A 23,893-nucleotide genomic window follows, 5' to 3' on the forward strand; every position below is an offset into this window, starting at 1 on the left:
GGCATTTTGACTGCGGGATGTACACAATAAAACAGAGAGCTAAGCAACCGTTTCTGCTTCAATCGGTACGATAAGGCTTGCGTGATTGCCTTTGGGTCCCTGATGTACATCGAACCGGACGGACTGCCCGGCTTTGAGCGTTCTGTAACCATCCATCTGAATGGTGGAATAGTGAGCGAATATATCCTCGCCGCCGCCTTCGGGGCAGATGAAGCCAAACCCTTTGGCGTTGTTGAACCACTTAACAGTACCCATTTCCATGCTTCGACATCCTTCGTAAATCTTATAAGTTAAGATGGAATGAACCGGTGGTGGAGTGGGGGCTGTTCAAAACCTCGCCATCTCACGCTTGTACAATTTAGAGAATCGAAAGACATCGTCAAGCGTTTGGCGCTGGAGATGGGACAATAATCAACCAAAGTTTGAAGCAGTTAACGCTATTGCAACAGTTTGTGACAGACATCGCGGATGACAGTAATAGATGATTGTTATCTAACATCTGAGGTAGATTCAAAGTGGTTATGCAAAATGGGTAAGACCAACGACTGGCTGGATTTTGACCAGCTGGCGGAAGACAAAGTGCGTGACGCGCTAAAACCGCCATCTATGTATAAAGTTATGTTAATGAACGATGATTACACGCCGATGGAATTTGTTATTGACGTGCTACAAAAGTTCTTTTCTTATGATGTAGAACGTGCAACGCAACTGATGCTTACCGTTCATTATCGTGGCAAAGCTATCTGCGGCATCTTTACCGCCGAGGTGGCGGAAACCAAAGTGGCGATGGTGAACGACTATGCGAGGGAGAACGAGCATCCGTTGCTGTGTACGCTGGAAAAGGCCTGATAAGGCATAAAATTGGGGGAGGTGCCTATGCTCAATCAAGAACTGGAACTCAGTTTAAATATGGCTTTCGCCAGAGCGCGTGAGCACCGACATGAGTTTATGACCGTCGAGCATTTACTGCTCGCACTGCTTAGCAACCCATCTGCCCGCGAAGCGCTGGAAGCCTGCTCCGTGGATCTGGTGGCGCTACGTCAGGAACTCGAAGCCTTCATCGAACAAACGACACCGGTGCTGCCAGCCAGTGAAGAAGAGCGCGACACACAGCCGACGCTCAGCTTCCAGCGTGTGCTGCAGCGCGCGGTATTCCACGTCCAGTCTTCCGGACGTAGCGAAGTGACGGGCGCAAACGTCCTGGTCGCCATCTTCAGCGAGCAGGAGTCGCAGGCGGCCTACCTGCTGCGCAAACACGAAGTCAGCCGACTCGATGTGGTTAACTTTATTTCCCACGGCACGCGCAAAGACGAGCCTAACCAGGCATCGGATCCCAGCAATCAGGTCAATAACAATGAAGAGCAAGCAGGCGGGGAGGATCGTATGGAAAACTTCACCACCAACCTTAATCAGCTTGCTCGCGTTGGCGGTATCGACCCGCTGATTGGTCGCGATAAAGAGCTGGAGCGCGCGATTCAGGTGCTGTGCCGTCGCCGCAAAAATAACCCGCTGCTGGTGGGGGAATCGGGCGTGGGTAAAACCGCGATTGCCGAAGGTCTCGCCTGGCGCATTGTGCAGGGCGACGTACCGGAAGTAATTGCCGATTGCACCATCTACTCGCTGGATATCGGCTCTTTGCTGGCGGGCACCAAATACCGTGGTGATTTTGAAAAACGCTTCAAGGCGCTGTTAAAACAGCTGGAGCAGGATACCAACAGCATCCTGTTTATCGATGAAATTCATACCATCATCGGTGCGGGTGCCGCTTCGGGTGGGCAGGTGGACGCCGCTAACCTGATCAAACCGCTGCTCTCCAGCGGCAAGATCCGGGTGATTGGCTCGACCACTTACCAGGAGTTCAGCAACATCTTTGAGAAGGATCGTGCCCTGGCGCGTCGCTTCCAGAAAATCGATGTCACTGAACCGTCCGTCGAGGAAACGGTGCAGATCATCAACGGCCTGAAACCGAAGTATGAAGCGCACCACGACGTGCGTTACACCGCGAAAGCGGTGCGTGCGGCGGTGGAGCTGGCGGTGAAATACATCAACGATCGTCATCTGCCAGATAAGGCGATTGACGTGATTGACGAGGCAGGGGCGCGTGCGCGTCTGATGCCAGCCAGCAAGCGTAAGAAAACCGTCAACGTGGCGGATATTGAGTCCGTAGTGGCTCGTATCGCGCGCATTCCTGAGAAAAGCGTTTCTCAGAGCGATCGCGACACGCTGCGTACCCTTGGCAATCGTCTGAAGATGCTGGTCTTTGGTCAGGATAAAGCCATTGAGGCCTTAACCGAAGCGATCAAGATGGCCCGTGCCGGACTTGGGCATGAGCATAAGCCTGTCGGTTCGTTCCTGTTCGCCGGTCCAACCGGTGTCGGGAAAACCGAAGTAACGGTGCAGCTCTCGAAAGCGCTGGGCATTGAACTGCTGCGCTTTGATATGTCCGAGTATATGGAGCGTCACACCGTCAGCCGCTTGATTGGTGCGCCTCCGGGATACGTGGGCTTTGACCAGGGCGGTCTACTCACCGACGCGGTGATCAAGCATCCACATGCGGTACTGCTGCTCGATGAAATCGAGAAAGCGCACCCGGACGTGTTCAACATCCTGCTGCAGGTGATGGACAACGGGACGCTGACCGACAACAACGGGCGCAAGGCGGACTTCCGTAACGTGGTGCTGGTGATGACCACCAACGCCGGTGTCCGTGAAACCGAGCGCAAATCCATCGGCCTGATCCACCAGGATAACAGCACCGATGCGATGGAAGAGATCAAGAAGATCTTTACGCCGGAGTTCCGCAACCGTCTGGACAACATTATCTGGTTCGATCACCTGTCTACCGAGGTGATCCATCAGGTGGTAGACAAGTTCATCGTCGAACTGCAGGTTCAGCTTGATCAGAAAGGCGTGTCGCTGGAAGTGAGCCAGGAGGCCCGCAACTGGCTGGCTGAGAAAGGCTACGACCGTGCGATGGGTGCCCGTCCGATGGCGCGTGTGATTCAGGATAACCTGAAGAAACCGCTGGCGAACGAACTGCTGTTTGGCTCGCTGGTGGACGGCGGCCAGGTGACAGTGGCACTGGATCAGGCGAAGAACGAACTGACGTACGATTTCCAGAGTGCGGCGAAGCACAAGCCGGAAGCGGCTCACTGAGTGTAATATGTGTGTTAAAAACCGGGCATCAGCCCGGTTTTTTTATGCCTGCTTTTCTCCGTCTCCCAATGGGAGAGGGCTGGGGTGAGGGCAACAGCCCGCAGAGTAATTTTGCAAGGCGCTTTCCAGTTTCGTTCGATGTTGGTTCTGGATAAATCCACAGCCATAAATTGGCGCCTCTGTACAACCGTGGAAGACAATACACCAACACTAAAGCCATGAATAAAAAAAGGCCGGGATTATCCCGGCCTTATTAAATATTCATCTGCCATTACAGGCGAAAACAATTAGCGACTACGGAAGACAATGCGGCCTTTGCTCAGGTCGTACGGGGTCAGTTCAACAGTCACTTTGTCGCCCGTCAAAATGCGGATATAGTTTTTGCGCATTTTACCGGAGATGTGCGCAGTTACCACGTGACCGTTTTCCAGCTCTACGCGAAACATGGTGTTAGGCAACGTATCAAGTACGGTACCCTGCATTTCAATATTGTCTTCTTTGGCCATCTAATCCTCTGGGGTATCACTACCAAGTTTTGAACCGGCAAGATAATGCCGAAATTCATCAATTAAGTAAAGAATTGCGCGTTTAAAACGCAGCAAAACAGTTTCGGCGCATTGCCCAAGCGTCACGGTACAACCGAACGGAAAGCGCATTCGTAAAGGGGATACAACAGGATAAACGTCAGGACGTTATCTGAAGCGAAGGTCCCAAACGGCGGCGGGGCAACAGGCAGAAGCTACTCTGCGGCATAATTATAACACCCTCATAAAAAATATGCGGAAAACATTTAGACATTGGGCATAAAGAGTGTCCGCGGTACCCAAAAATCGCGCGGCAGCTTCTCCTGACGGCAGTTATCCAGGTGCTCAATGTAGTGGCGGCGGGAGATTTCAACCGCACCGAGGGAGGCGGTATGCTCGTTCAGAACCTGACAATCCAGCAACTGCCCGCCGCGCTGAGCAAACTCCTGGCAGAAAACCAGCAGGGCCGTTTTCGAGGCGTTTACCGCCCGGGAGAACATCGACTCACCGCAGAACAACGTCCCCTGCGCGACGCCGTACATACCGCCAACAAGTTCGCCACCTTCCCACACCTCAATGGAGTGGGCGTAGCCAAGCTCGTGCAGTTGATGATAGGCAGTGATGATATCGCGGGTGATCCATGTCCCTTCATGACGGTCTTCCGCACACCCTTCTATCACCTGACCGAAGGCGTGATTCAATGTGACCCGGTACGGTGATTTTGCGTGGAAACGCTTCATGCTGCGGCTCAGGTGAAACTGCGTGGGCCAGAGCACGGCGCGCGGATCGGGAGACCACCATAAAATAGGGTCGCCAGGTGAAAACCACGGGAATATGCCGCGCTGGTAGGCCATCAGGAGCCGGGCAGGGCTGAGATCGCCGCCAAGTGCCAGCAGCCCATTGGGTTCACGCAGCGCTCCCTCTGGCGACGGGAACGCAATGTTATGACGAGAAAGCTGGACCAGGCGCATGACAGCAAAACTCCAGTACGCGAGTGAGGACGCTACAAATATAGTCTACAGACGCTGTTTAAACTGGTAGTAGCGACCCTGTTTCGTCAACAGCTCTGCGTGACTACCTTGCTCAATAATGTGTCCGTTGTCCATCACAATTATCCGATCAAAACTTGCCAGTCCACGCAGGCGGTGTGTCACCATCAGTACGGTTTTACCGGCCATAACATTCGCAAGTAAATCAAGGATCTGGCTTTCAGTTGTCGCATCAAGCCCTTCTGTGGGCTCGTCGAGCAACATCAGCGGCGCATCATGCAGCAGCGCGCGCGCAATCGCCAGACGACGCAGCTCACCGCCAGAGAGTTGACGACCGCCTTCACCCAGCCAGCTGTTCAGGCCATCGTCTTCAAGCAGCTTATGCAGCCCGACCTGCTCCAGCATGGCGCGGAGTACGTCATCAGTGGCCTCCGGTGCAGCCAGCAGCAGGTTATCGCGCAGCGTGGCGCTGAAGAGATGAACGCGCTGCGGAACCACGCTGACGGTTTTGCGCAGCGCCTGTTCGCTGAAGTCTGCCAGCGGAGTTCCGTTAAACTGAATCTGACCTTGCTGTGGATCCCAGGCTCGCGTTAACAACTGCAAAAGCGTGGATTTGCCGCAGCCGGTACGGCCGAGGATCGCAATCCGCTGACCCGCATCCACAGCGAGGCTGATGCCTTCCAGCGCATTCTGTGCCTGCTTGTCATAGGCGAAGGTGACGTTACTGAGCGTCAGGGCAACCTGCTCAGGCGTGGCCGTTTGCTCTGCGGTGAACTTCACCTCCGGATCCTGCTCCGCAATCTCCGTGATGCGCAGGGCGGAGGCGATGACCTGACCGAGATGCTGGAAGGCACCCGTCACCGGCGCCAGCGCTTCAAAGGCCGCCAGGGCACAGAATACGAACAAGGCAATCAGAGGGCCCGGCTGTGCGTTATTGCCAACGCCACCGGACGCCATCCAGAGCATGGCGATGACTGCGACACCCCCGATTAACATCATAAGCGCCTGAGAGAACGCGGTAAGCTCAGACTGACGGCGCTGGGCTTCATGCCAGTTCAGTTCTGTGTTCTCCATTCGCGCACGGTAGCGCTCGCTGGCGCCAAATATCGTCAGTTCGGCCTGCCCCTGTAACCAGGAGGTGAGCTGCTGGCGGTACTCCCCGCGCAGACGCGTCAGGTTCTCTCCGGTAGATTTACCCGCGCGGTAAAATAGCGGCGGCAGGATAATGAGCGTCAAAAGCATGATCCCGCCCAGCGTCAGCGCAACAGCGACATCCAGCACCGACAGGCCCAGCGTGACCACCACAATCACCACAAACGCGCCGACTATCGGGGAAATCACGCGCAGGTAGAGGTGATCCAGGGTGTCGACATCCGCAACCACACGGTTGAGCAATTCCCCCTGACGAAAACGCGCCAGTCCGGCAGGGGAGAGGGGCAGCAGTTTACTGAAGGTGTAAATGCGCAGATGTTGCAGCACGCGGAATGTCGCGTCATGGCTGACCAGTCGCTCGAAGTACCGTCCAGCCGTACGGGTAATGGCGGTGCCGCGGACGCCCGCCGCCGGAAGCATGTAGTTGAAGCTGTAGAGCCCGGCGACCCCCGCCACGGCAGAGGCAGACAAGAACCAGCCGGAAAGCGTGAGCAGGCCGATGCTGGCAAGCAGGGTCACAATGGCCAGCACGATGCCCAGCGTCAGCATCCATTTGTGGCGTTTATAGAGCGCGAGATAGGGAAGCAGGGCACGCATCAGATGTCCTCCTTACGATTCGCCAGCAGGGCAGCGAAGGGGCCCTGCGCGGTAACGAGAGAGGCGTGATCGCCTTGCTCAACAATACGACCGTTTTCCATGACCCAGATCTGGTACCAGTCGGCAATGCCTTCCAGCTGATGAGTGACCATCAGTGTGGTTTGCTGCCGCGAGGCGGCGTTCAGGGCCGCCATCACGCGCTGTTCACTGTGCGCATCCAGGCTGGCCGCTGGCTCGTCCAGCAGCATTAACTGGCATGGATTAAGCAGCGCGCGGGCGACCGCCACGCGCTGCGCCTGGCCCACGGATAACCCGGCAGACTGATCGCCGACAACGGTATCGACGCCATGCGGAAGCAGCGGCAGAAACTCGCTGACCCAGGCGCGGTCGAGAACAGATTGCAACTCGTCTTCACGTGCATCCGGGCGAGCCAGCAGGACATTTTCCCGCAGCGTCGGGGCTGGCAGCTGCGGGTTTTGCCCCACCCAACTGAGCTGTTTACGCCAGGCGTTCGGATCGAGATCGCGCAGTTCGGTTTTGTTGATGCGCAGTGAGCCGGTATAAGCCATAAAACCGGATAATGCATTGATCAGAGAGCTCTTTCCTGAACCACTGGTCCCTACCAGCACCACCCGTTGCCCGGCGGGTAAGGTAAAGTTCAGTGGGCCAGCCAGCACTTTCCCTTCCGGTGACAGGATAGAGAAATCACGTGCTTCAATGGTCACGGGTTCATTGGCGTTCAGCGTTACCTCTCCCCGCTCCGGATGCGCCAGCGGCGTCTCCAGGAACGTTTTCAGGCTGTCAGCCGCGCCAACGGCCTGCGCTTTGGCATGGTAGAAGGTGCCAAGATCGCGAAGCGGCTGGAAAAATTCCGGAGCCAGAATAAGCGCCAGGAAACCGGCAGACAGCGTTACCGCCGTACCGTAGTGACCAAAATCCAGCGCGCCGAGATACGAGAAACCAAAATAGACCGCCACGAGGGCGATAGAGAGCGAGGTAAAGAATTCCAGTACGCCAGACGACAGAAACGCCAGACGTAACACTTCCATCGTGCGCTGACGGAAATCCTGCGACGCCAGGCGAATGTTTTCCGTTTCGGCTTCACCCCGGCCAAAAATGCGTAACGTCTCCATCCCGCGCAGACGATCAAGGAAATGGCCGCTCAGGCGACCCAACGCAAGGAAGTTACGGCGGTTCGCATCGGCCGCTCCCATCCCCACCATCGCCATAAACAGGGGGATGAGCGGGGCGGTACCCAGCAGGATCAGCGCAGCTACCCAGTTAACAGGGAAAATGGTTATCACAATCAGCAGCGGGACGCAGACGGCCAGCGCCATCTGCGGAAGGTAGCGGGCGTAGTAGTCGTGCATATCGTCAATCTGTTCAAGGATTAACGTTGCCCAGCTTCCGGCTGGTTTTCCCTGGATCCATGCGGGCCCGGCTTCCTGAAGACGATCAAGCACCTGTCGGCGAATTTCGTAGCGAATATGCTGCCCCGCGTGAAAACCAACGCGTTCGCGCAGCCAGACGACCCAGGCGCGCAGAATGAAAACCAGGATCAGGACGATGAAGGGCAGCAGAAGCGCTTCACGCGGAATGTTCTCCATGATCATATGATTGAGAATGCGGGCCAGCAGCCATGCCTGGGCAACAATCAACAGACCACTGATCAGTCCCAGAAGACGGGAAATCATGAGCCAGCGGCGGGAAAGAACGCTCTGCTGTTTTAGCCAGCGTGTTAACTCTTGTTGACGGGTTTTTTCCATTGCGTGCTTTGCAGGTGATGTTATTAGAAAGTGGGCAGCGCAATGTTACAACGAGGAGACAATAAAGGCGACTTATCGCCGCCTTTATTTACGTTTGTTACTGACTTGTAAAGATTATTTACCTTGTTCAGCCAGCCCATCAAGGTAGCGTTCAGCGTCCAGCGCGGCCATGCAACCGGTGCCTGCGGAGGTGATCGCCTGACGGTAAATGTGGTCCATGACGTCACCAGCAGCGAACACACCCGGGATGCTGGTCTGGGTCGCGTTGCCGTGAATACCGGACTGCACTTTGATGTAGCCGTTTTCAAGCTCCAGTTGCCCCTCGAAGATTGCCGTGTTCGGGCTGTGGCCGATAGCCACAAACAGGCCCGCCACTTCCAGCGTTTCGACGTTATCGGTGTTCTGGGTATCACGAATACGCAGACCGGCAACGCCCATCTGATCGCCCGTCACTTCTTCCAGCGTACGGTTGGTGTGCAGCACAATGTTGCCGCTCGCCACTTTATCCATCAGACGTTTGATCAGGATTTTCTCGGCGCGGAAAGTGTCGCGACGGTGGATCAGGTGCACTTCTGAAGCGATGTTCGCCAGATAGAGCGCCTCTTCTACGGCGGTGTTACCGCCGCCGATGACCGCGACTTTCTGGTTGCGATAGAAGAAACCGTCGCAGGTTGCGCAGGCAGAAACGCCGCGACCTTTGAACGCCTCTTCTGACGGCAGGCCAAGGTAGCGGGCAGAAGCGCCCGTTGCGATGATCAGCGCATCGCATGTGTACTCGCCGCTGTCGCCCGTCAGGCGGAACGGACGGTTCTGCAAATCGACCTTGTTAATATGGTCGAACAGAATTTCGGTTTCGAATTTAGCCGCATGCTCGTGCATACGCTCCATCAGCAGCGGCCCGGTCAGGTCGTTAGGGTCGCCTGGCCAGTTTTCCACTTCAGTGGTGGTGGTCAGCTGACCGCCTTTTTCCATACCGGTAATCAAAACCGGTTGCAGGTTAGCGCGTGCAGCATAGACCGCCGCGGTATATCCCGCAGGTCCAGAACCAAGAATTAGCAGCTTACTGTGTTTGGCCGTGCCCATGAGATCCCCATTGTTGTTGGCAGACAGTTGGCTGGATTGTAGGGAATTTGTTGCCGTAAAAAAAGAGCACAGCAATGTTGATCTCAATCTGTACGATAGGCAATGACGATAAATTGAGCGCTATAACATCAGGCTTACTTCTTAAATTCGCTTGTTTATAAGGCAATAAAATGAGGATTAATACCCCACCGAAATGAATATCCGGCATGTTGTACTAAAAATCGATGTTTTGCTTTGACAATCCCCTGCGCTTTTGCGAAAACATTCAAGGAAGAAAAAAAACCGCGTTAACCGTGTGCCGCATAGGCATGCATGTAAATGCCATTTTTACCGGGTCAGTGAAATCTACGCATGGCGTGGACAGACGCCATACGTGATGTCGGTGACTGCCTTCGGGCAACGGTCTTCTTACCAACAGAACCCGAATCCGCATCGCGTCTAATAGATAACCAGGCGATGTGATGACTAACGGGTACAGGCTCTGAACAGTGATGTGCACAGGGTCCAGGCAGGAGTAGGGAAGGAATACAGAGAGACAATAATAATGGTAGATAGCAAGAAGCGCCCTGGCAAAGATCTCGACCGTATCGATCGTAACATTCTTAATGAATTGCAAAAGGATGGGCGTATTTCCAACGTCGAGCTTTCAAAACGTGTGGGACTTTCCCCGACGCCGTGCCTTGAGCGTGTGCGCCGACTGGAAAGACAGGGTTTTATTCAGGGCTATACGGCTCTGCTGAACCCGCATTATCTGGATGCCTCACTTCTGGTATTTGTTGAGATTACTCTGAATCGTGGTGCACCGGATGTGTTTGAGCAATTTAACGCCGCTGTACAAAAACTTGAAGAAATTCAAGAGTGTCATCTGGTTTCTGGCGATTTCGACTACCTGTTGAAAACCCGCGTACCAGATATGTCCGCCTACCGTAAGCTGCTGGGTGAAACCCTGCTGCGTCTGCCAGGCGTGAACGACACCCGTACCTATGTGGTGATGGAAGAGGTCAAACAGAGCAATCGTCTGGTTATTAAGACGCGCTAACACGGAACAGGTGCAAAATCAGTGTAGTTTGATTACACTCCTGTTAATCCATACAGCAACAGTGCCGGGGTGTCCCGGCGCTGTTGTCCGTTTTAGCAAACAGGCAGGATATGCCTGATACCTGGAGAGCCTTTCTTGAGCCAGGAATACACTGAAGACAAAGAAGTCACATTATCGAAGCTAAGCAGCGGACGTCGGCTCCTTGAGGCGTTGCTGATTGTTATTGTCCTTTTTGCCGTCTGGCTGATGGCAGCCTTACTCAGTTTCAACCCCTCAGATCCCAGCTGGTCACAAACTGCATGGCATGAGCCTATCCATAATTTAGGCGGCGTTCCCGGTGCCTGGCTTGCGGACACCCTGTTTTTCATTTTCGGTGTGATGGCCTATACCATTCCCGTCATTATTATTGGCGGATGCTGGTTTGCCTGGCGCCATCGTCAGAATGACGACTACATCGATTATTTCGCGGTTTCGCTGCGCCTGATAGGCGCGCTGGCGTTGATCCTCACTTCCTGCGGGCTGGCAGCCATCAACGCCGATGACATCTGGTATTTCGCGTCTGGCGGGGTCATCGGTAGCCTGCTGAGCTCTGCGTTACAGCCTATGCTTCACAGCAGCGGCGGTACCCTGGCCTTGCTGTGTATCTGGGCGGCAGGATTAACGCTGTTCACCGGCTGGTCGTGGGTGAGCATTGCCGAGAAGATCGGCAGTTTTGTCCTCACTATTCTGACCTTTGCCAGCAACCGTACCCGTCGTGACGACACATGGGTCGATGAAGACGAATATGAAGATGAGTACGAAGAGGAAGACGATGCGCCCGTACAGCGTCGTGAATCTCGTCGTGCACGTATTTTGCGTGGAGCACTGGCACGCCGTCAGCGCGTCGCCGAGAAATTTGCCAACCCGCTGGGCCGTAAAACCGATGCGGCGCTCTTCTCCGGTAAACGCATGGACGAAGACGATCATGTTGAGTACCGTTCAGCCGGTGCCGCCGTCGATCCTGATGATGTGCTTTTCTCTGGCAGTCGCGCCACGCCGGGCGATTTTGATGAATACGATCCACTGCTAAACGGTCACTCTGTTACCGCACCGGTTGCCGCCGCGGCAGCCGCGACCACGGCGGCGCAGGCTTATGCAGCACCAGCGGAAGCCGTTATGCCGTCTGCGTCGGTTCCCGCTCCCGAGTCCGCTATTCAACAGCCTCAGGTAGAGTGGCAAACGGCGCCGGGCGTTCATACGCCAGAGCCGGTTATCGCACCGGAGCCAGAAAGCTATGCGCCGGTCCAGCAGGAACCGTGGCAGCAACCTTATCAACCTGAGCCCGTTCATGAGCCGCAGGGGTACCCGTACGACGAGCAGCCCGTCGCGCAACCGTATCAGGAGTATGTCCCTGAGCCTGTTCAGCCTGCTGAGCCTTATGTCGCGCCTCAACCAGAACCTGAGGTGGTGGAAGAGGTCAAACCGTCTCGTCCGCCAATGTACTATTTCGAAGAGGTTGAAGAGCGCCGTGCCCGTGAGCGCGAGCCACTGGCAGCATGGTATCAGCCTGTTCCCGAGCCGGTGCAGGAGCCTGTTGTGAATACACCTTCTGTCTCCGCACCGCCAGCTACTTCAACGCCTGCGGTTGCACCAGTGGCAGAGAGCGTGAAACAGGCTACAGCAGCCGCTTCGGCTGCGGCGCCGGTCTTTAGCCTGGCGACAGGTGGAACACCACGTCCTCAGGTAAAAGAGGGGATTGGCCCGCAGTTGCCGCGTCCTAACCGCGTGCGTGTGCCAACCCGCCGTGAGCTGGCATCCTATGGCATTAAACTGCCTTCTCAGCGTATGGCTGAGGAGAAAGCCCGTGAATCTGATTACGACGATGATGCAGATGAAATGCAGCAGGACGAACTGGCGCGTCAGTTCGCCGCACAGCAGCATCAGCGCTATGGCGAGGAGTATCAGCACGATCATCCTGCTCAGGCGGACGATGATGATGCCGCAGAGGCAGAATTAGCACGCCAGTTTGCGGCCACCCAGCAGCAACGCTATTCAGGTGAGCAACCTGCTGGTGCGAACCCGTTCTCGCTGTCGGATTTCGAATTCTCACCGATGAAAGATCTGGTGGATGATGGTCCGAGCGAACCGCTGTTCACACCGAGCGTCATGCCGGAAGCCGAGCCGGTGCGTCAGCAGCCGGCCCCAGCGCCACAGGCTTACGCCCAGCCGCAGCAGCCTGCGCCACAATCTTATGCGCAGCCACAGCAGCCACAGCAGCCACAGCAGCCACAGCAGCCACAGCAGCCACAGCAGCCACAATTCCAGCAGCCTCAGGCACAGCCGCTGGAAAGTCTCATTCATCCGCTGCTGATGCGTAACGGTGACAGCCGTCCGTTGCAACGTCCGAGCACGCCTCTGCCGTCGCTGGATCTGTTAACGCCGCCGCCAGCAGAAGTTGAGCCGGTCGATACCTTCGCGCTGGAGCAAATGGCCCGTCTGGTAGAAGCGCGTCTGGCTGACTTCCGTATTAAAGCGGACGTGGTCAACTACTCTCCAGGCCCTGTCATTACCCGTTTCGAACTCAACCTGGCGCCTGGCGTTAAAGCCGCGCGTATTTCAAACCTGTCCCGCGACCTGGCGCGTTCTCTGTCGACCGTTGCGGTTCGTGTGGTTGAAGTCATTCCTGGTAAACCTTATGTCGGCCTTGAGCTGCCGAACAAAAAACGTCAGACCGTTTACCTGCGTGAAGTGCTGGATAACACCAAATTCCGCGATAACCCTTCACCACTGACCGTGGTGCTGGGTAAAGATATCGCGGGTGAGCCGGTGGTAGCCGATCTGGCGAAAATGCCTCACCTGCTGGTCGCAGGTACAACCGGTTCCGGTAAGTCGGTAGGTGTGAACGCCATGATCCTCAGCATGCTCTATAAAGCGCAGCCTGAAGATGTCCGTTTCATCATGATCGATCCGAAAATGCTGGAACTGTCGGTCTATGAGGGGATCCCGCATCTGCTGACGGAAGTTGTGACCGACATGAAAGACGCGGCCAATGCTCTGCGCTGGAGCGTCAACGAGATGGAGCGCCGTTACAAGCTGATGTCGGCTCTGGGCGTGCGTAACCTTGCCGGTTATAACGAGAAAATCGCCGAGGCGGCGCGGATGGGGCGTCCAATTCCCGATCCATACTGGAAACCGGGCGATAGCATGGATGCCCAGCATCCGGTGCTGGAAAAACTGCCTTACATCGTCGTGCTGGTGGATGAGTTCGCCGACCTGATGATGACCGTCGGTAAGAAAGTGGAAGAGTTGATTGCCCGTCTGGCACAGAAAGCGCGTGCGGCCGGTATTCACCTCGTCCTGGCGACGCAGCGTCCTTCTGTGGACGTCATTACGGGTCTGATTAAAGCCAACATTCCGACCCGTATCGCCTTTACCGTATCAAGCAAAATTGACTCGCGTACCATCCTTGATCAGGGCGGTGCTGAATCGCTGCTGGGGATGGGGGATATGCTCTACTCCGGCCCGAACTCCACCTCTCCGGTGCGCGTTCATGGCGCATTCGTTCGCGACCAGGAAGTGCATGCCGTGGTGCAGGACTGGAAAGCGCGTGGTCGTCCACAATACGTTGACGGCATTACCTCCGACAGCGAAAGCGAAGGCGGCGGCGGTGGCTTTGACGGCGGCGAAGAGCTGGATCCGTTATTCGACCAGGCGGTTAATTTTGTTACCGAAAAACGTAAAGCGTCTATCTCCGGCGTTCAGCGTCAGTTCCGTATTGGCTACAACCGCGCGGCGCGCATCATCGAGCAGATGGAAGCCCAGGGCATTGTCAGCGAGCAGGGGCATAACGGTAACCGTGAGGTGCTGGCTCCGCCGCCGTTTGATTGATCTTCAGCGTGTGCAAAGAAGGGTAAATCAGCCAAATTTAAGCATTTTCTTCTGTCACCTGCCTGCGGGCAGGTCCAGAATAGAAAACGGAAACCCCATTTCGGGATGACGTATTTTAAGGAACAACAATGAAAAAAATCGCAATCGCCTGTGCATTACTCACCAGTTTTGTCGCCAGCAGCGTCTGGGCTGATGCGGCCAGCGACCTTAAAAGCCGCCTGGATAAAGTGAGCAGCTTCCACGCCAGCTTCACGCAAAAAGTGACTGACGGCAGCGGTAATGCGGTGCAGGAAGGCCAGGGCGATCTGTGGGTAAAACGCCCAAATCTTTTCAACTGGCACATGACTCAGCCAGATGAGAGCATCCTGGTCTCTGACGGCAAAACCCTGTGGTTCTTCAACCCGTTTGTTGAGCAGGCAACCGCCACCTGGCTGAAAGATGCGACCAGCAACACGCCATTTATGCTGATTGCCCGTAACCAGGCCAGCGACTGGCAGCAGTATAATATTAAGCAGAACGGTGATGAGTTTGTCCTGACGCCAAAAGGCAGCAACGGCAACCTGAAGCAGTTCACCATCAATGTAAGCACTAACGGTACCATCAATCAGTTCGGCGCCGTTGAGCAGGACGATCAGCGCAGCAGCTATCAGCTCAAATCTCAGCAAAATGGCGCTGTCGATGCATCTAAATTTACGTTTACCCCGCCGCAGGGCGTAACGGTGGACGACCAACGTAAGTAAGAGGCATGAGTGGGCAACCTGTCGCTCGATTTTTCAGATAATGCGTTTCAACCTCTGGCCGCGCGTATGCGGCCAGAAAATTTAGCTCAGTATATTGGCCAGCAGCACCTGCTGGCTGCGGGTAAGCCGTTGCCGCGGGCCATTGAAGCCGGGCATCTGCACTCGATGATCCTCTGGGGACCACCCGGTACCGGTAAAACCACGCTTGCTGAAGTGATCGCCCGCTACGCTAACGCGGACGTCGAGCGCATCTCGGCCGTCACATCCGGTGTGAAGGAGATCCGCGAGGCAATCGAGCGCGCGCGCCAGAACCGTAACGCCGGGCGACGAACCATCCTCTTTGTGGACGAAGTCCATCGCTTCAATAAAAGTCAGCAGGATGCATTCCTGCCGCACATCGAAGACGGCACCATCTTTTTCATTGGTGCCACCACCGAAAACCCGTCATTTGAACTCAACTCGGCACTGCTTTCCCGGGCGCGCGTCTACCTGCTTAAATCGCTCACCACCGAGGATATTGAAAACGTCCTCACCCAGGCGATGGACGACAAAGCCCGCGGCTATGGCGGACAGGACATTATCCTGCCTGACGACACGCGTCGGGCAATTGCGGAGCTGGTTAACGGCGATGCGCGGCGGGCGCTGAATACCCTGGAAATGATGGCCGATATGGCCGAAGTCGACGACGCCGGCAAACGGGTATTAAAACCGGAACTGTTGACCGAAATTGCCGGTGAGCGTAGCGCGCGTTTTGATAACAAAGGCGATCGTTTTTACGATCTGATCTCGGCGCTGCATAAGTCGGTACGCGGCAGCGCACCGGATGCCGCGCTTTACTGGTATGCACGCATTATCACTGCCGGTGGCGATCCGCTGTACGTCGCGCGTCGCTGTCTGGCGATTGCTTCAGAAGATGTTGGCAATGCCGATCCGCGCGCCATGCAGGTGGCGCTTTCGGCCTGGGATTGTTTTACTCGCGTCGGGCCGGCAGAAGGTGAGCGCGCTATTGCTCAGGCGATTGTCTATCTGGCCTGCGCGCCGAAAAGTAATGCCGTCTATACCGCATTCAAAGCGGCCATGTCGGATGCGCGTGAGCGCCCGGACTACGATGTGCCGGTGCATCTGCGTAATGCGCCAACGAAGCTGATGAAAGAGATGGGGTACGGGCAGGAGTATCGTTACGCTCACGATGAACCCAACGCTTACGCGGCCGGGGAGGAGTATTTCCCGCAGGAAATGGCACATACCCGCTATTATCACCCCACAAACAGAGGTCTTGAAGGCAAGATTGGCGAAAAGCTCGCCTGGCTCGCCGGACAGGATCAAAATAGCCCTATAAAACGCTACCGTTAGTTCAGTCGTTGCGGTAATGTTGGCATTGTATCCCTGTGGCCGCAGGCTGTGGCCACATTTTCCTATTTTAATTCGATAAGCACAGGATAAGCATGCTCGATCCCAATCTGCTGCGTAATGAGCCAGACGCAGTCGCTGAAAAACTGGCACGCCGGGGCTTTAAGCTGGATGTAGATAAGCTGCGCGCTCTTGAAGAGCGTCGTAAAGTTCTGCAGGTACAAACTGAAAATCTGCAGGCAGAGCGTAACTCTCGATCGAAGTCCATCGGCCAGGCGAAAGCGCGCGGGGAAGACATTGAGCCATTACGCCTGGAAGTGAACAAACTGGGTGAAGAGCTGGACCAGGCGAAAGCTGAGCTGGACGTTCTTCAGGCCGAAATTCGTGATATCGCCCTGGCTATCCCGAACATTCCTGACGACAGCGTTCCTGTCGGTAAAGACGAAAACGACAACGTTGAAGTGAAACGCTGGGGTACGCCTCGTGAGTTCGATTTCGAGGTTCGCGATCACGTTACTCTGGGCGAAATGCACGCGGGCCTGGACTTTGCGGCAGCCGTGAAGCTGACCGGTTCTCGCTTCGTGGTGATGAAAGGTCAGATTGCTCATCTGCACCGTGCGCTGGCACAGTTCATGCTGGATCTGCACACCGAGCAGCACGGTTACAGCGAAACCTACGTTCCGTATCTGGTTAACCACGATACTCTGTACGGTACCGGACAACTGCCGAAATTTGCCGGCGATCTGTTCCATACCCGTCCGCTGGACGAGGAAGCCGACAGCAGCAACTACGCGCTGATCCCAACCGCGGAAGTGCCGCTGACCAACCTCGTGCGTGATGAGATCATCGACGAAGACGACCTGCCAATCAAACTGACGGCGCACTCTCCGTGCTTCCGCTCTGAAGCGGGTTCTTACGGCCGTGACACGCGTGGTCTGATCCGTATGCACCAGTTCGATAAAGTTGAGATGGTACAGATCGTTCGTCCGGAAGAGTCCATGGACGCGCTGGAAGAGATGACCGGCCACGCGGAGAAAGTGCTGGAGCTGCTCGGCCTGCCGTACCGTCGTATGGCGCTGTGCACCGGTGATATGGGCTTTGGCGCCTGCAAAACCTTCGATCTGGAAGTGTGGGTACCTGCGCAGAACACCTACCGTGAAATCTCCTCCTGCTCTAACGTCTGGGATTTCCAGGCGCGTCGTATGCAGGCACGCTGCCGCAGCAAGTCCGACAAGAAAACCCGTCTGGTGCATACCCTGAACGGCTCTGGTCTGGCTGTTGGCCGTACGCTGGTTGCCGTGCTGGAAAACTATCAGCAGGCAGACGGACGTATTGAGATCCCTGAAGTACTGCGCCCATACATGAAAGGTCAGCAGTACATCGGCTAATTCTTTGCCTTACAACAAAAAAGCGCCTTTTGGCGCTTTTTTTATACCCTCGGTTTGATACGACGCAATACCCCCTCCCTCTAAAGTAGTAATACTCCTGCGAATGAAAGCCAGCATAAAACACGCATAACGCATTAACTCGTTATATATAAAACTATATCGCGGTTAATTCCGCCCCTTATTCTTTGTGAGCAACCAAAGTGAGTCTTTATGAAAATCAAAGCGCCTGAAGCGTTAATGGCTGCCGAGGTCACTCGCCGTGGGTTGATGAAAACCACGGCAATTGGCGGTCTCGCCGTTGCCAGCAGTGCCTTCACTCTCCCTTTTACCCGACTGGCGTCGGCGGCGGATGCGTTGTCCCCGGCTACGGCCCCGGAAAACGTGGTGTGGAGCGCCTGTACCGTAAACTGTGGTAGCCGTTGTCCATTACGTATGCATGTGGTGGATGGCGAGATCAAATACGTCGAAACCGACAATACCGGTGACGATAACTACGACGGCTTGCATCAGGTTCGCGCCTGTCTGCGTGGCCGCTCAATGCGCCGCCGGGTTTATAACCCGGACCGTCTGAAGTACCCGATGAAACGCGTCGGTAAGCGCGGGGAAGGGAAGTTCGAGCGCATCAGCTGGGATGAAGCTTACGATATCATCGCCAGCAATATGCAGCGTCTGATAAAAGAGTACGGTAACGAATCCATCTACCTGAACTATGGCACCGGAACGCTCGGGGGAACGCTGACCCGCTCCTGGCCACCGGGTAAAACGCTGGTGGCGCGCTTGATGAACTGCTGCGGCGGTTATCTCAATCACTACGGTGACTACTCTTCTGCACAGATTGCTGCCGGCCTGAACTACACCTACGGTGGCTGGGCAGACGGTAACAGCCCGTCCGATATCGAAAACAGTAAACTGGTGGTGCTTTTCGGTAACAACCCTGGTGAAACGCGCATGAGCGGCGGTGGGGTAACCTATTACCTTGAACAGGCTCGCGCCAAATCTAACGCCCGGATGATCATCATTGATCCGCGTTATACCGATACGGGGGCAGGCCGGGAAGATGAGTGGATCCCTATTCGCCCGGGTACCGATGCGGCGCTGGTCAGTGCGCTGGCGTGGGTCATGATCACCGAGGACCTTGTCGATCAGCCATTCCTCGATAAATACTGCGTCGGCTATGACGAGAAAACCCTGCCCGCCAGTGCCCCTGCCAACGGGCATTACAAGGCGTATATTCTGGGTCAGGGCAGTGACGGCGTGGCGAAGACCCCGGAGTGGGCATCAAAAATCACCGGGATACCGGCGGAGCGTATTGTCCAGCTGGCGCGTGAAATCGGTTCAGCGAAACCGGCCTATATCAGCCAGGGCTGGGGGCCACAGCGTCACGCGAATGGCGAAATCGCCACTCGTGCTATTTCGATGCTCTCCATTCTGACCGGTAACGTGGGTATTAATGGTGGGAATAGTGGCGCGCGCGAAGGTTCCTATTCGCTGCCGTTTGAACGGATGCCAACCCTGGAAAACCCGGTTCAGACCAGTATCTCCATGTTTATGTGGACCGACGCCATTGAGCGCGGGCCGGAGATGACCGCCCTGCGCGATGGCGTACGGGGCAAAGACAAGCTGGATGTGCCGATCAAGATGATCTGGAACTACGCCGGTAACTGCCTTATTAACCAGCACTCGGAGATCAACCGCACCCACGAAATCCTGCAGGATGACAAGAAGTGCGAGATGATTGTGGTGATCGACTGCCACATGACCTCATCGGCGAAATATGCGGATATTCTGCTGCCGGATTGCACCGCCTCGGAGCAGATGGATTTCGCGCTGGATGCCTCCTGCGGCAACATGTCCTACGTGATCTTCACCGACCAGGCCATCAAACCGCGTTTCGAGTGCAAAACCATCTATGAGATGACCTCTGAGCTGGCGAAACGTCTTGGTGTCGAACAACAGTTCACAGAAGGCCGCACTCAGGAAGAGTGGATGCGTCATCTGCATGAACTTTCCCGTAAAGCGATCCCTGACCTGCCGGATTTCGATACCTTCCGCAAGCAGGGCATCTATAAACAGCGCGATCCGCAAGGGCACCACGTGGCGTACAAAGCCTTCCGCGATGATCCGCAGGCGAATCCGCTGACCACGCCATCGGGCAAAATCGAGATTTACTCCGAAGAGCTGGCAAACATTGCCGCAACCTGGGAATTGCCGGAAGGGGATGTTATCGATCCCCTGCCGATCTACACGCCCGGGTTTGAAAACTATAACGATCCGCTGACCGCAAAATTCCCGCTGCAACTGACCGGATTCCACTACAAAGCGCGCGTTCACTCCACCTACGGCAACGTTGATGTGCTGAAAGCCGCCTGCCGCCAGGAGATGTGGATGAACCCGATGGATGCGAAAGCGCGAGGCATCAGCAATGGCGATCGCGTGCGTATCTTTAACGGTCGCGGCGAGGTGCATATCGAAGCCAAAGTGACGCCCCGCATGATGCCTGGTGTTGTCGCGTTGGGGGAAGGCGCGTGGTACAGCCCGGATGCAAACCGCATCGACCAGGCTGGCAGTATTAACGTACTGACCACGCAGCGCCCGTCGCCGCTGGCGAAAGGCAACCCGTCCCACACAAACCTTGTTCAGGTTGAGAAGGTGTAAGGAGTAACCGATGACAACTCAGTATGGATTTTTTATTGACTCCAGCCGTTGCACCGGGTGCAAAACCTGCGAGCTGGCCTGCAAGGATTACAAAGACCTGACCCCGGACGTCAGCTTCCGCCGGATCTACGAATACGCGGGCGGCGACTGGCAGGAGGATAACGGCGTCTGGCATCAGAACGTCTTTGCCTATTACCTGTCGATTGCCTGTAACCACTGTGAAGATCCGGCCTGCACCAAAGTGTGCCCGAGCGGGGCGATGCACAAGCGCGACGACGGGTTTGTGGTGGTGAATGAGGATGTCTGCATCGGCTGCCGCTACTGCCATATGGCCTGTCCGTACGGTGCGCCGCAGTACAACGCCGCCAAAGGCCACATGACCAAGTGCGACGGCTGCCATGACCGCGTCGCAGAGGGCAAAAAGCCGATTTGCGTGGAATCCTGTCCGCTGCGGGCGCTGGACTTCGGCCCGATTGACGAGCTGCGTAAAAAACACGGCCAGCTTGCGGCCGTCGCGCCACTGCCGTCCGCGCACTTCACGAAGCCGAGCATTGTGATTAAACCTAACGCCAACAGCCGCCCGACGGGAGATACCACCGGCTATCTGGCAAACCCGAAGGAGGTGTGAGATGGGAAGTGGATGGCATGAATGGCCGCTGATGATCTTCACGGTCTTTGGGCAGTGCGTGGCGGGTGGCTTTATTGTGCTCGCGCTGGCGTTACTGAAAGGCGATTTGAAAGCTGAACAGCAGCAGCGCGTGGTGCTGAGTATGTTTGGTCTGTGGGTGTTGATGGGGATCGGTTTTATTGCCTCTACGCTGCACCTCGGCTCGCCAATGCGCGCGTTCAACTCTCTCAATCGCGTGGGGGCATCCTCACTGAGTAACGAAATTGCCAGCGGGGCGATCTTCTTTGCCGTCGGTGGGCTGGGGTGGCTGCTGGCAGCCCTGAAAAAGCTTCCTGCGGGGCTGCGCAACGTGTGGCTGATCGTGACAATGGTGCTGGGCGTGGTCTTCGTGTGGATGATGGTGCGGGTTTATAACACCATCGATACCGTTCCCACCTGGTATAGCGTCTGGACGCCAATGAGTTTCTTCCTGACGATGTTTATCGGCGGGCCGCTGCTGGGCTACCTGCTGCTGCGCGTGGCGGGTGTGGACGGCTGGGCGATGCGTCTGCTCCCTGCCGTTTCGCTGTTGGCGCTGGTGGTAAGCACGATGGTTGCGCTGATGCAGGGCGCTGAGCTGGCAACCATTCACAGCTCCATTCAGCAGGCCTCAGCCCTGGTGCCAGAGTACGGTTCTCTGATGGCCTGGCGTGTGGTGTTGCTGGCTGTTGCGCTGGTGTGCTGGATTGCCCCTCAGCTTAAAGGTTATCAGCCCGCACTGCCGTTACTGTCAGTGGCCTTTGTGCTGGTGCTGGCAGGGGAGTTGATCGGTCGCGGTGTGTTTTACGGCCTGCATATGACGGTAGGCATGGCTATCGCCAGCTGATTTGATTTTTCGTTATAAAAAGCCGGGACATAGCGCCCGGCTTTTCTTTTTTCCATCATGAAATTTTTCGACTGATGTTTGGTATTAAAAATCCCCTGAAATAAATAAAAACAACCAGATAATTAATATCAGTAGCAGACTTTGCATTAGCAGGATGAGTTTTTTAAATCGACATGGCACATATCGTGCGTGACGCCTGAATCGGTGGATTGACTTTGTTTTTGCCAGTGGCATGATGCGCACGAAATCTGAACTTCCTCACGGTTTTTAATCCATGACCATCTATACCCGGCCAGTGCTCCTGTTGCTCTGTGGCCTGCTTTTGTTGACCCTGGCGATCGCAGTGTTGAATACGCTCGTCCCGCTATGGCTTGCCCATGAAAACTTACCAACCTGGCAGGTGGGTATGGTCAGCTCGTCCTTTTTCACGGGGAACCTGCTGGGCACCCTGATGACGGGGAGCCTGATTAAACGCGTTGGCTTTAACCGCAGCTATTATCTGGCCTCGCTGATTTTCGCTGCCGGCTGTGCCGGGCTGGGCCTGATGGTCGGCTTCTGGAGCTGGATGATCTGGCGCTTTATCGCTGGCGTAGGCTGCGCGATGATTTGGGTCGTGGTGGAAAGTGCGCTGATGTGCAGCGGTACCTCGCGCAACCGGGGACGTCTGCTGGCAGCGTATATGATGGTCTATTACGTCGGAACCGTGCTTGGGCAATTAATGGTCAGCAAACTACCTACCGACCTGATGAGCGTTCTGCCGTGGGTAACGGGCATGGTCCTGGCGGCGATCCTGCCGCTGCTCTTTACACGCATTGTGAATCAAAGCAGTGAACATCAGGAAGCGACCCACGTCTGGCCGATGCTGAGACTGCGACAGGCGCGTCTGGGCGTGAACGGCTGCATCATCTCCGGGATTGTTCTGGGGTCGCTTTATGGTCTGATGCCGCTCTACCTGAACCATCAGGGCGTCAGTGATTCCGGGATCGGCTTCTGGATGGCGGTAATGGTCAGCGCGGGCATCGTCGGACAGTGGCCGATTGGCCGTCTGGCAGACCGTTTTGGGCGTCTGCTGGTGTTGCGCGTTCAGGTCTTCGTGGTGATCATGGGTTGCCTTGCCATGCTCAGCAATGCCGCGATGGCGCCAGCGCTGTTTATTCTGGGGGCGGCAGGTTTCACACTTTATCCGGTCGCGATGGCCTGGGCCTGTGAAAAAGTTGAACATCACCAGCTGGTGGCGATGAACCAGGCGCTGTTATTAAGCTATACCATTGGCAGTTTGCTGGGGCCGACATTCACCGCGATGCTGATGCAGAATTATTCCGACAATTTGCTGTTTATCATGATTGCCAGCGTGTCGTTTATTTATCTCTTAATGCTGCTGCGCAAAGCGGGCGAACATCCCACGCCAGTGGCGCATGCCTGATGAATTAAAAGCCAGTCGTTGACTGGCTTTTTTGTCCCCATCACATATAAGAATTTTACGCATTGTTTGTTTATCACGCCAGGCGATAATTCAGGTGAGTTCTAACACTAAAAGGCAGCAATCATGGCTACACGTCGTTTAACCACTACCGCACTGGCAGTAGTGTTGTCTTTAACGTTTGCTACAGCACCGGTCATGGCTAACCCTGGAAACGGGAATGGCGGTGGTGGTCACGGTAACAGTGGCGGACAAGGTAATGGCGGTAATCACGGCAACGGGAATTCCGGCAATCATGGCAACGGTAAGTCCGATACCCATGGCAATAAAAAAAGTGGTCTGGACAACCCGGGTAAATCGAATAAAAGCGTCAGCGATGATGTCGCAGCTCGCGTGAGCTTCGATCATGCTCGCCATCTGGCAGTGAACTATGGATTAACGGGGTATGAATCGCTGCCTCCGGGCATCGCTAAAAACCTCGCACGCGGCAAACCACTGCCTCCAGGTATTGCGAAGAAAACCGTGCCAGCCTCCATGCTGGGCCAGCTCCCTAACTATCCTGGCTATGAATGGCGCGTGGTCGGTGACGATCTGGTCCTGGTTGCGCTGAGTACTGCGATTGTGACTTCCATTATTAATGGTGTCTTTAAATAAAATACAAAAAGGCCCGGTTC

The 23,893-nt window shown here is 55.6% G+C and carries 18 protein-coding genes; 12 read left to right on the forward strand and 6 right to left on the reverse strand.

Annotated features, from left to right (window positions below; all coding sequences use genetic code 11):
- Positions 1-39 precede the first annotated feature (39 nt).
- Complete coding sequence (cspD, locus tag PUZ33_RS07795) at positions 40-261, reverse strand: cold shock-like protein CspD (protein ID WP_008499993.1); 222 nt, start codon at positions 259-261, stop codon at positions 40-42.
- Between the two features lie 267 nt (positions 262-528).
- Here cspD and clpS point away from each other — a divergent pair, with 267 nt between their 5' ends.
- Together clpS and clpA are read left to right on the forward strand one after the other, a co-directional pair.
- Entirely contained in the window at positions 529-849 is a 321-nt protein-coding gene (gene clpS / locus PUZ33_RS07800) for an ATP-dependent Clp protease adapter ClpS (RefSeq protein ID WP_006174393.1), read from the forward strand.
- 27 nt (positions 850-876) lie between these two features.
- A complete protein-coding gene (gene clpA / locus PUZ33_RS07805) occupies positions 877-3,156 on the forward strand; it encodes an ATP-dependent Clp protease ATP-binding subunit ClpA (protein ID WP_023622164.1) in 2,280 nt (759 codons plus the stop codon).
- A gap of 287 nt (positions 3,157-3,443) precedes the next feature.
- On the opposite strand, the gene infA is transcribed toward clpA, so the two are convergent.
- The 5 genes from infA to trxB form a co-directional block, all read right to left on the reverse strand.
- On the reverse strand, positions 3,444-3,662 hold the full coding sequence (gene infA, locus PUZ33_RS07810; RefSeq protein WP_002211347.1) for a translation initiation factor IF-1: 219 nt from the start codon (positions 3,660-3,662) through the stop codon (positions 3,444-3,446).
- Between the two features lie 284 nt (positions 3,663-3,946).
- Entirely contained in the window at positions 3,947-4,651 is a 705-nt protein-coding gene (aat, locus tag PUZ33_RS07815) for a leucyl/phenylalanyl-tRNA--protein transferase (RefSeq protein ID WP_013097324.1), read from the reverse strand.
- Positions 4,652-4,696: 45 nt separating this feature from the next.
- Positions 4,697-6,418 carry a heme ABC transporter ATP-binding protein/permease CydC gene (gene cydC, locus PUZ33_RS07820; protein ID WP_038419020.1) on the reverse strand — a complete coding sequence of 574 codons (1,722 nt, stop codon included), beginning with the start codon at positions 6,416-6,418 and terminating at the stop codon, positions 4,697-4,699.
- Complete coding sequence (cydD, locus tag PUZ33_RS07825) at positions 6,418-8,184, reverse strand: heme ABC transporter permease/ATP-binding protein CydD (protein ID WP_274205311.1); 1,767 nt, start codon at positions 8,182-8,184, stop codon at positions 6,418-6,420. The genes cydC and cydD overlap by 1 nt, the downstream gene beginning before the upstream one ends.
- A 114-nt stretch (positions 8,185-8,298) precedes the next feature.
- Positions 8,299-9,267, reverse strand: a complete 969-nt coding sequence (gene trxB, locus PUZ33_RS07830; RefSeq protein ID WP_013097321.1) for a thioredoxin-disulfide reductase — start codon at positions 9,265-9,267, stop codon at positions 8,299-8,301.
- Positions 9,268-9,811: 544 nt separating this feature from the next.
- Here trxB and lrp point away from each other — a divergent pair.
- From lrp to PUZ33_RS07880, 10 genes are all read left to right on the forward strand, one after another.
- Positions 9,812-10,306 (forward strand): leucine-responsive transcriptional regulator Lrp, encoded by a 495-nt coding sequence (gene lrp, locus PUZ33_RS07835; protein WP_000228469.1) that lies wholly within the window; start codon positions 9,812-9,814, stop codon positions 10,304-10,306.
- A 135-nt stretch (positions 10,307-10,441) separates the two neighbouring features.
- A complete protein-coding gene (ftsK, locus tag PUZ33_RS07840) occupies positions 10,442-14,173 on the forward strand; it encodes a DNA translocase FtsK (RefSeq protein ID WP_274205312.1) in 3,732 nt (1,243 codons plus the stop codon).
- Between the two features lie 128 nt (positions 14,174-14,301).
- Positions 14,302-14,913 (forward strand): outer membrane lipoprotein chaperone LolA, encoded by a 612-nt coding sequence (gene lolA, locus PUZ33_RS07845; protein ID WP_013097319.1) that lies wholly within the window; start codon positions 14,302-14,304, stop codon positions 14,911-14,913.
- A gap of 9 nt (positions 14,914-14,922) precedes the next feature.
- Positions 14,923-16,266, forward strand: a complete 1,344-nt coding sequence (gene rarA / locus PUZ33_RS07850) for a replication-associated recombination protein RarA (RefSeq protein ID WP_058681026.1) — start codon at positions 14,923-14,925, stop codon at positions 16,264-16,266.
- A gap of 92 nt (positions 16,267-16,358) precedes the next feature.
- A complete protein-coding gene (serS, locus tag PUZ33_RS07855; protein WP_008499983.1) occupies positions 16,359-17,651 on the forward strand; it encodes a serine--tRNA ligase in 1,293 nt (430 codons plus the stop codon).
- A 210-nt stretch (positions 17,652-17,861) separates the two neighbouring features.
- Entirely contained in the window at positions 17,862-20,306 is a 2,445-nt protein-coding gene (gene dmsA / locus PUZ33_RS07860; RefSeq protein ID WP_058681027.1) for a dimethylsulfoxide reductase subunit A, read from the forward strand.
- Positions 20,307-20,316: 10 nt separating this feature from the next.
- Positions 20,317-20,934, forward strand: coding sequence for a dimethylsulfoxide reductase iron-sulfur subunit DmsB (gene dmsB, locus PUZ33_RS07865; RefSeq protein WP_029882994.1), 618 nt, complete (start codon positions 20,317-20,319; stop codon positions 20,932-20,934).
- A gap of 1 nt (position 20,935) precedes the next feature.
- Positions 20,936-21,799 (forward strand): dimethyl sulfoxide reductase anchor subunit family protein, encoded by an 864-nt coding sequence (locus PUZ33_RS07870; RefSeq protein WP_058651188.1) that lies wholly within the window; start codon positions 20,936-20,938, stop codon positions 21,797-21,799.
- 274 nt (positions 21,800-22,073) lie between these two features.
- Positions 22,074-23,222 carry an MFS transporter gene (locus PUZ33_RS07875; protein ID WP_058680315.1) on the forward strand — a complete coding sequence of 383 codons (1,149 nt, stop codon included), beginning with the start codon at positions 22,074-22,076 and terminating at the stop codon, positions 23,220-23,222.
- Positions 23,223-23,345: 123 nt separating this feature from the next.
- Positions 23,346-23,873 (forward strand): anti-virulence regulator CigR family protein, encoded by a 528-nt coding sequence (locus PUZ33_RS07880; protein ID WP_058680316.1) that lies wholly within the window; start codon positions 23,346-23,348, stop codon positions 23,871-23,873.
- Positions 23,874-23,893 lie beyond the last annotated feature (20 nt).

The sequence above is a fragment of the Enterobacter cloacae complex sp. 2022EL-00981 genome, assembly GCF_028737495.1.
Taxonomy (GTDB): domain Bacteria; phylum Pseudomonadota; class Gammaproteobacteria; order Enterobacterales; family Enterobacteriaceae; genus Enterobacter; species Enterobacter cloacae.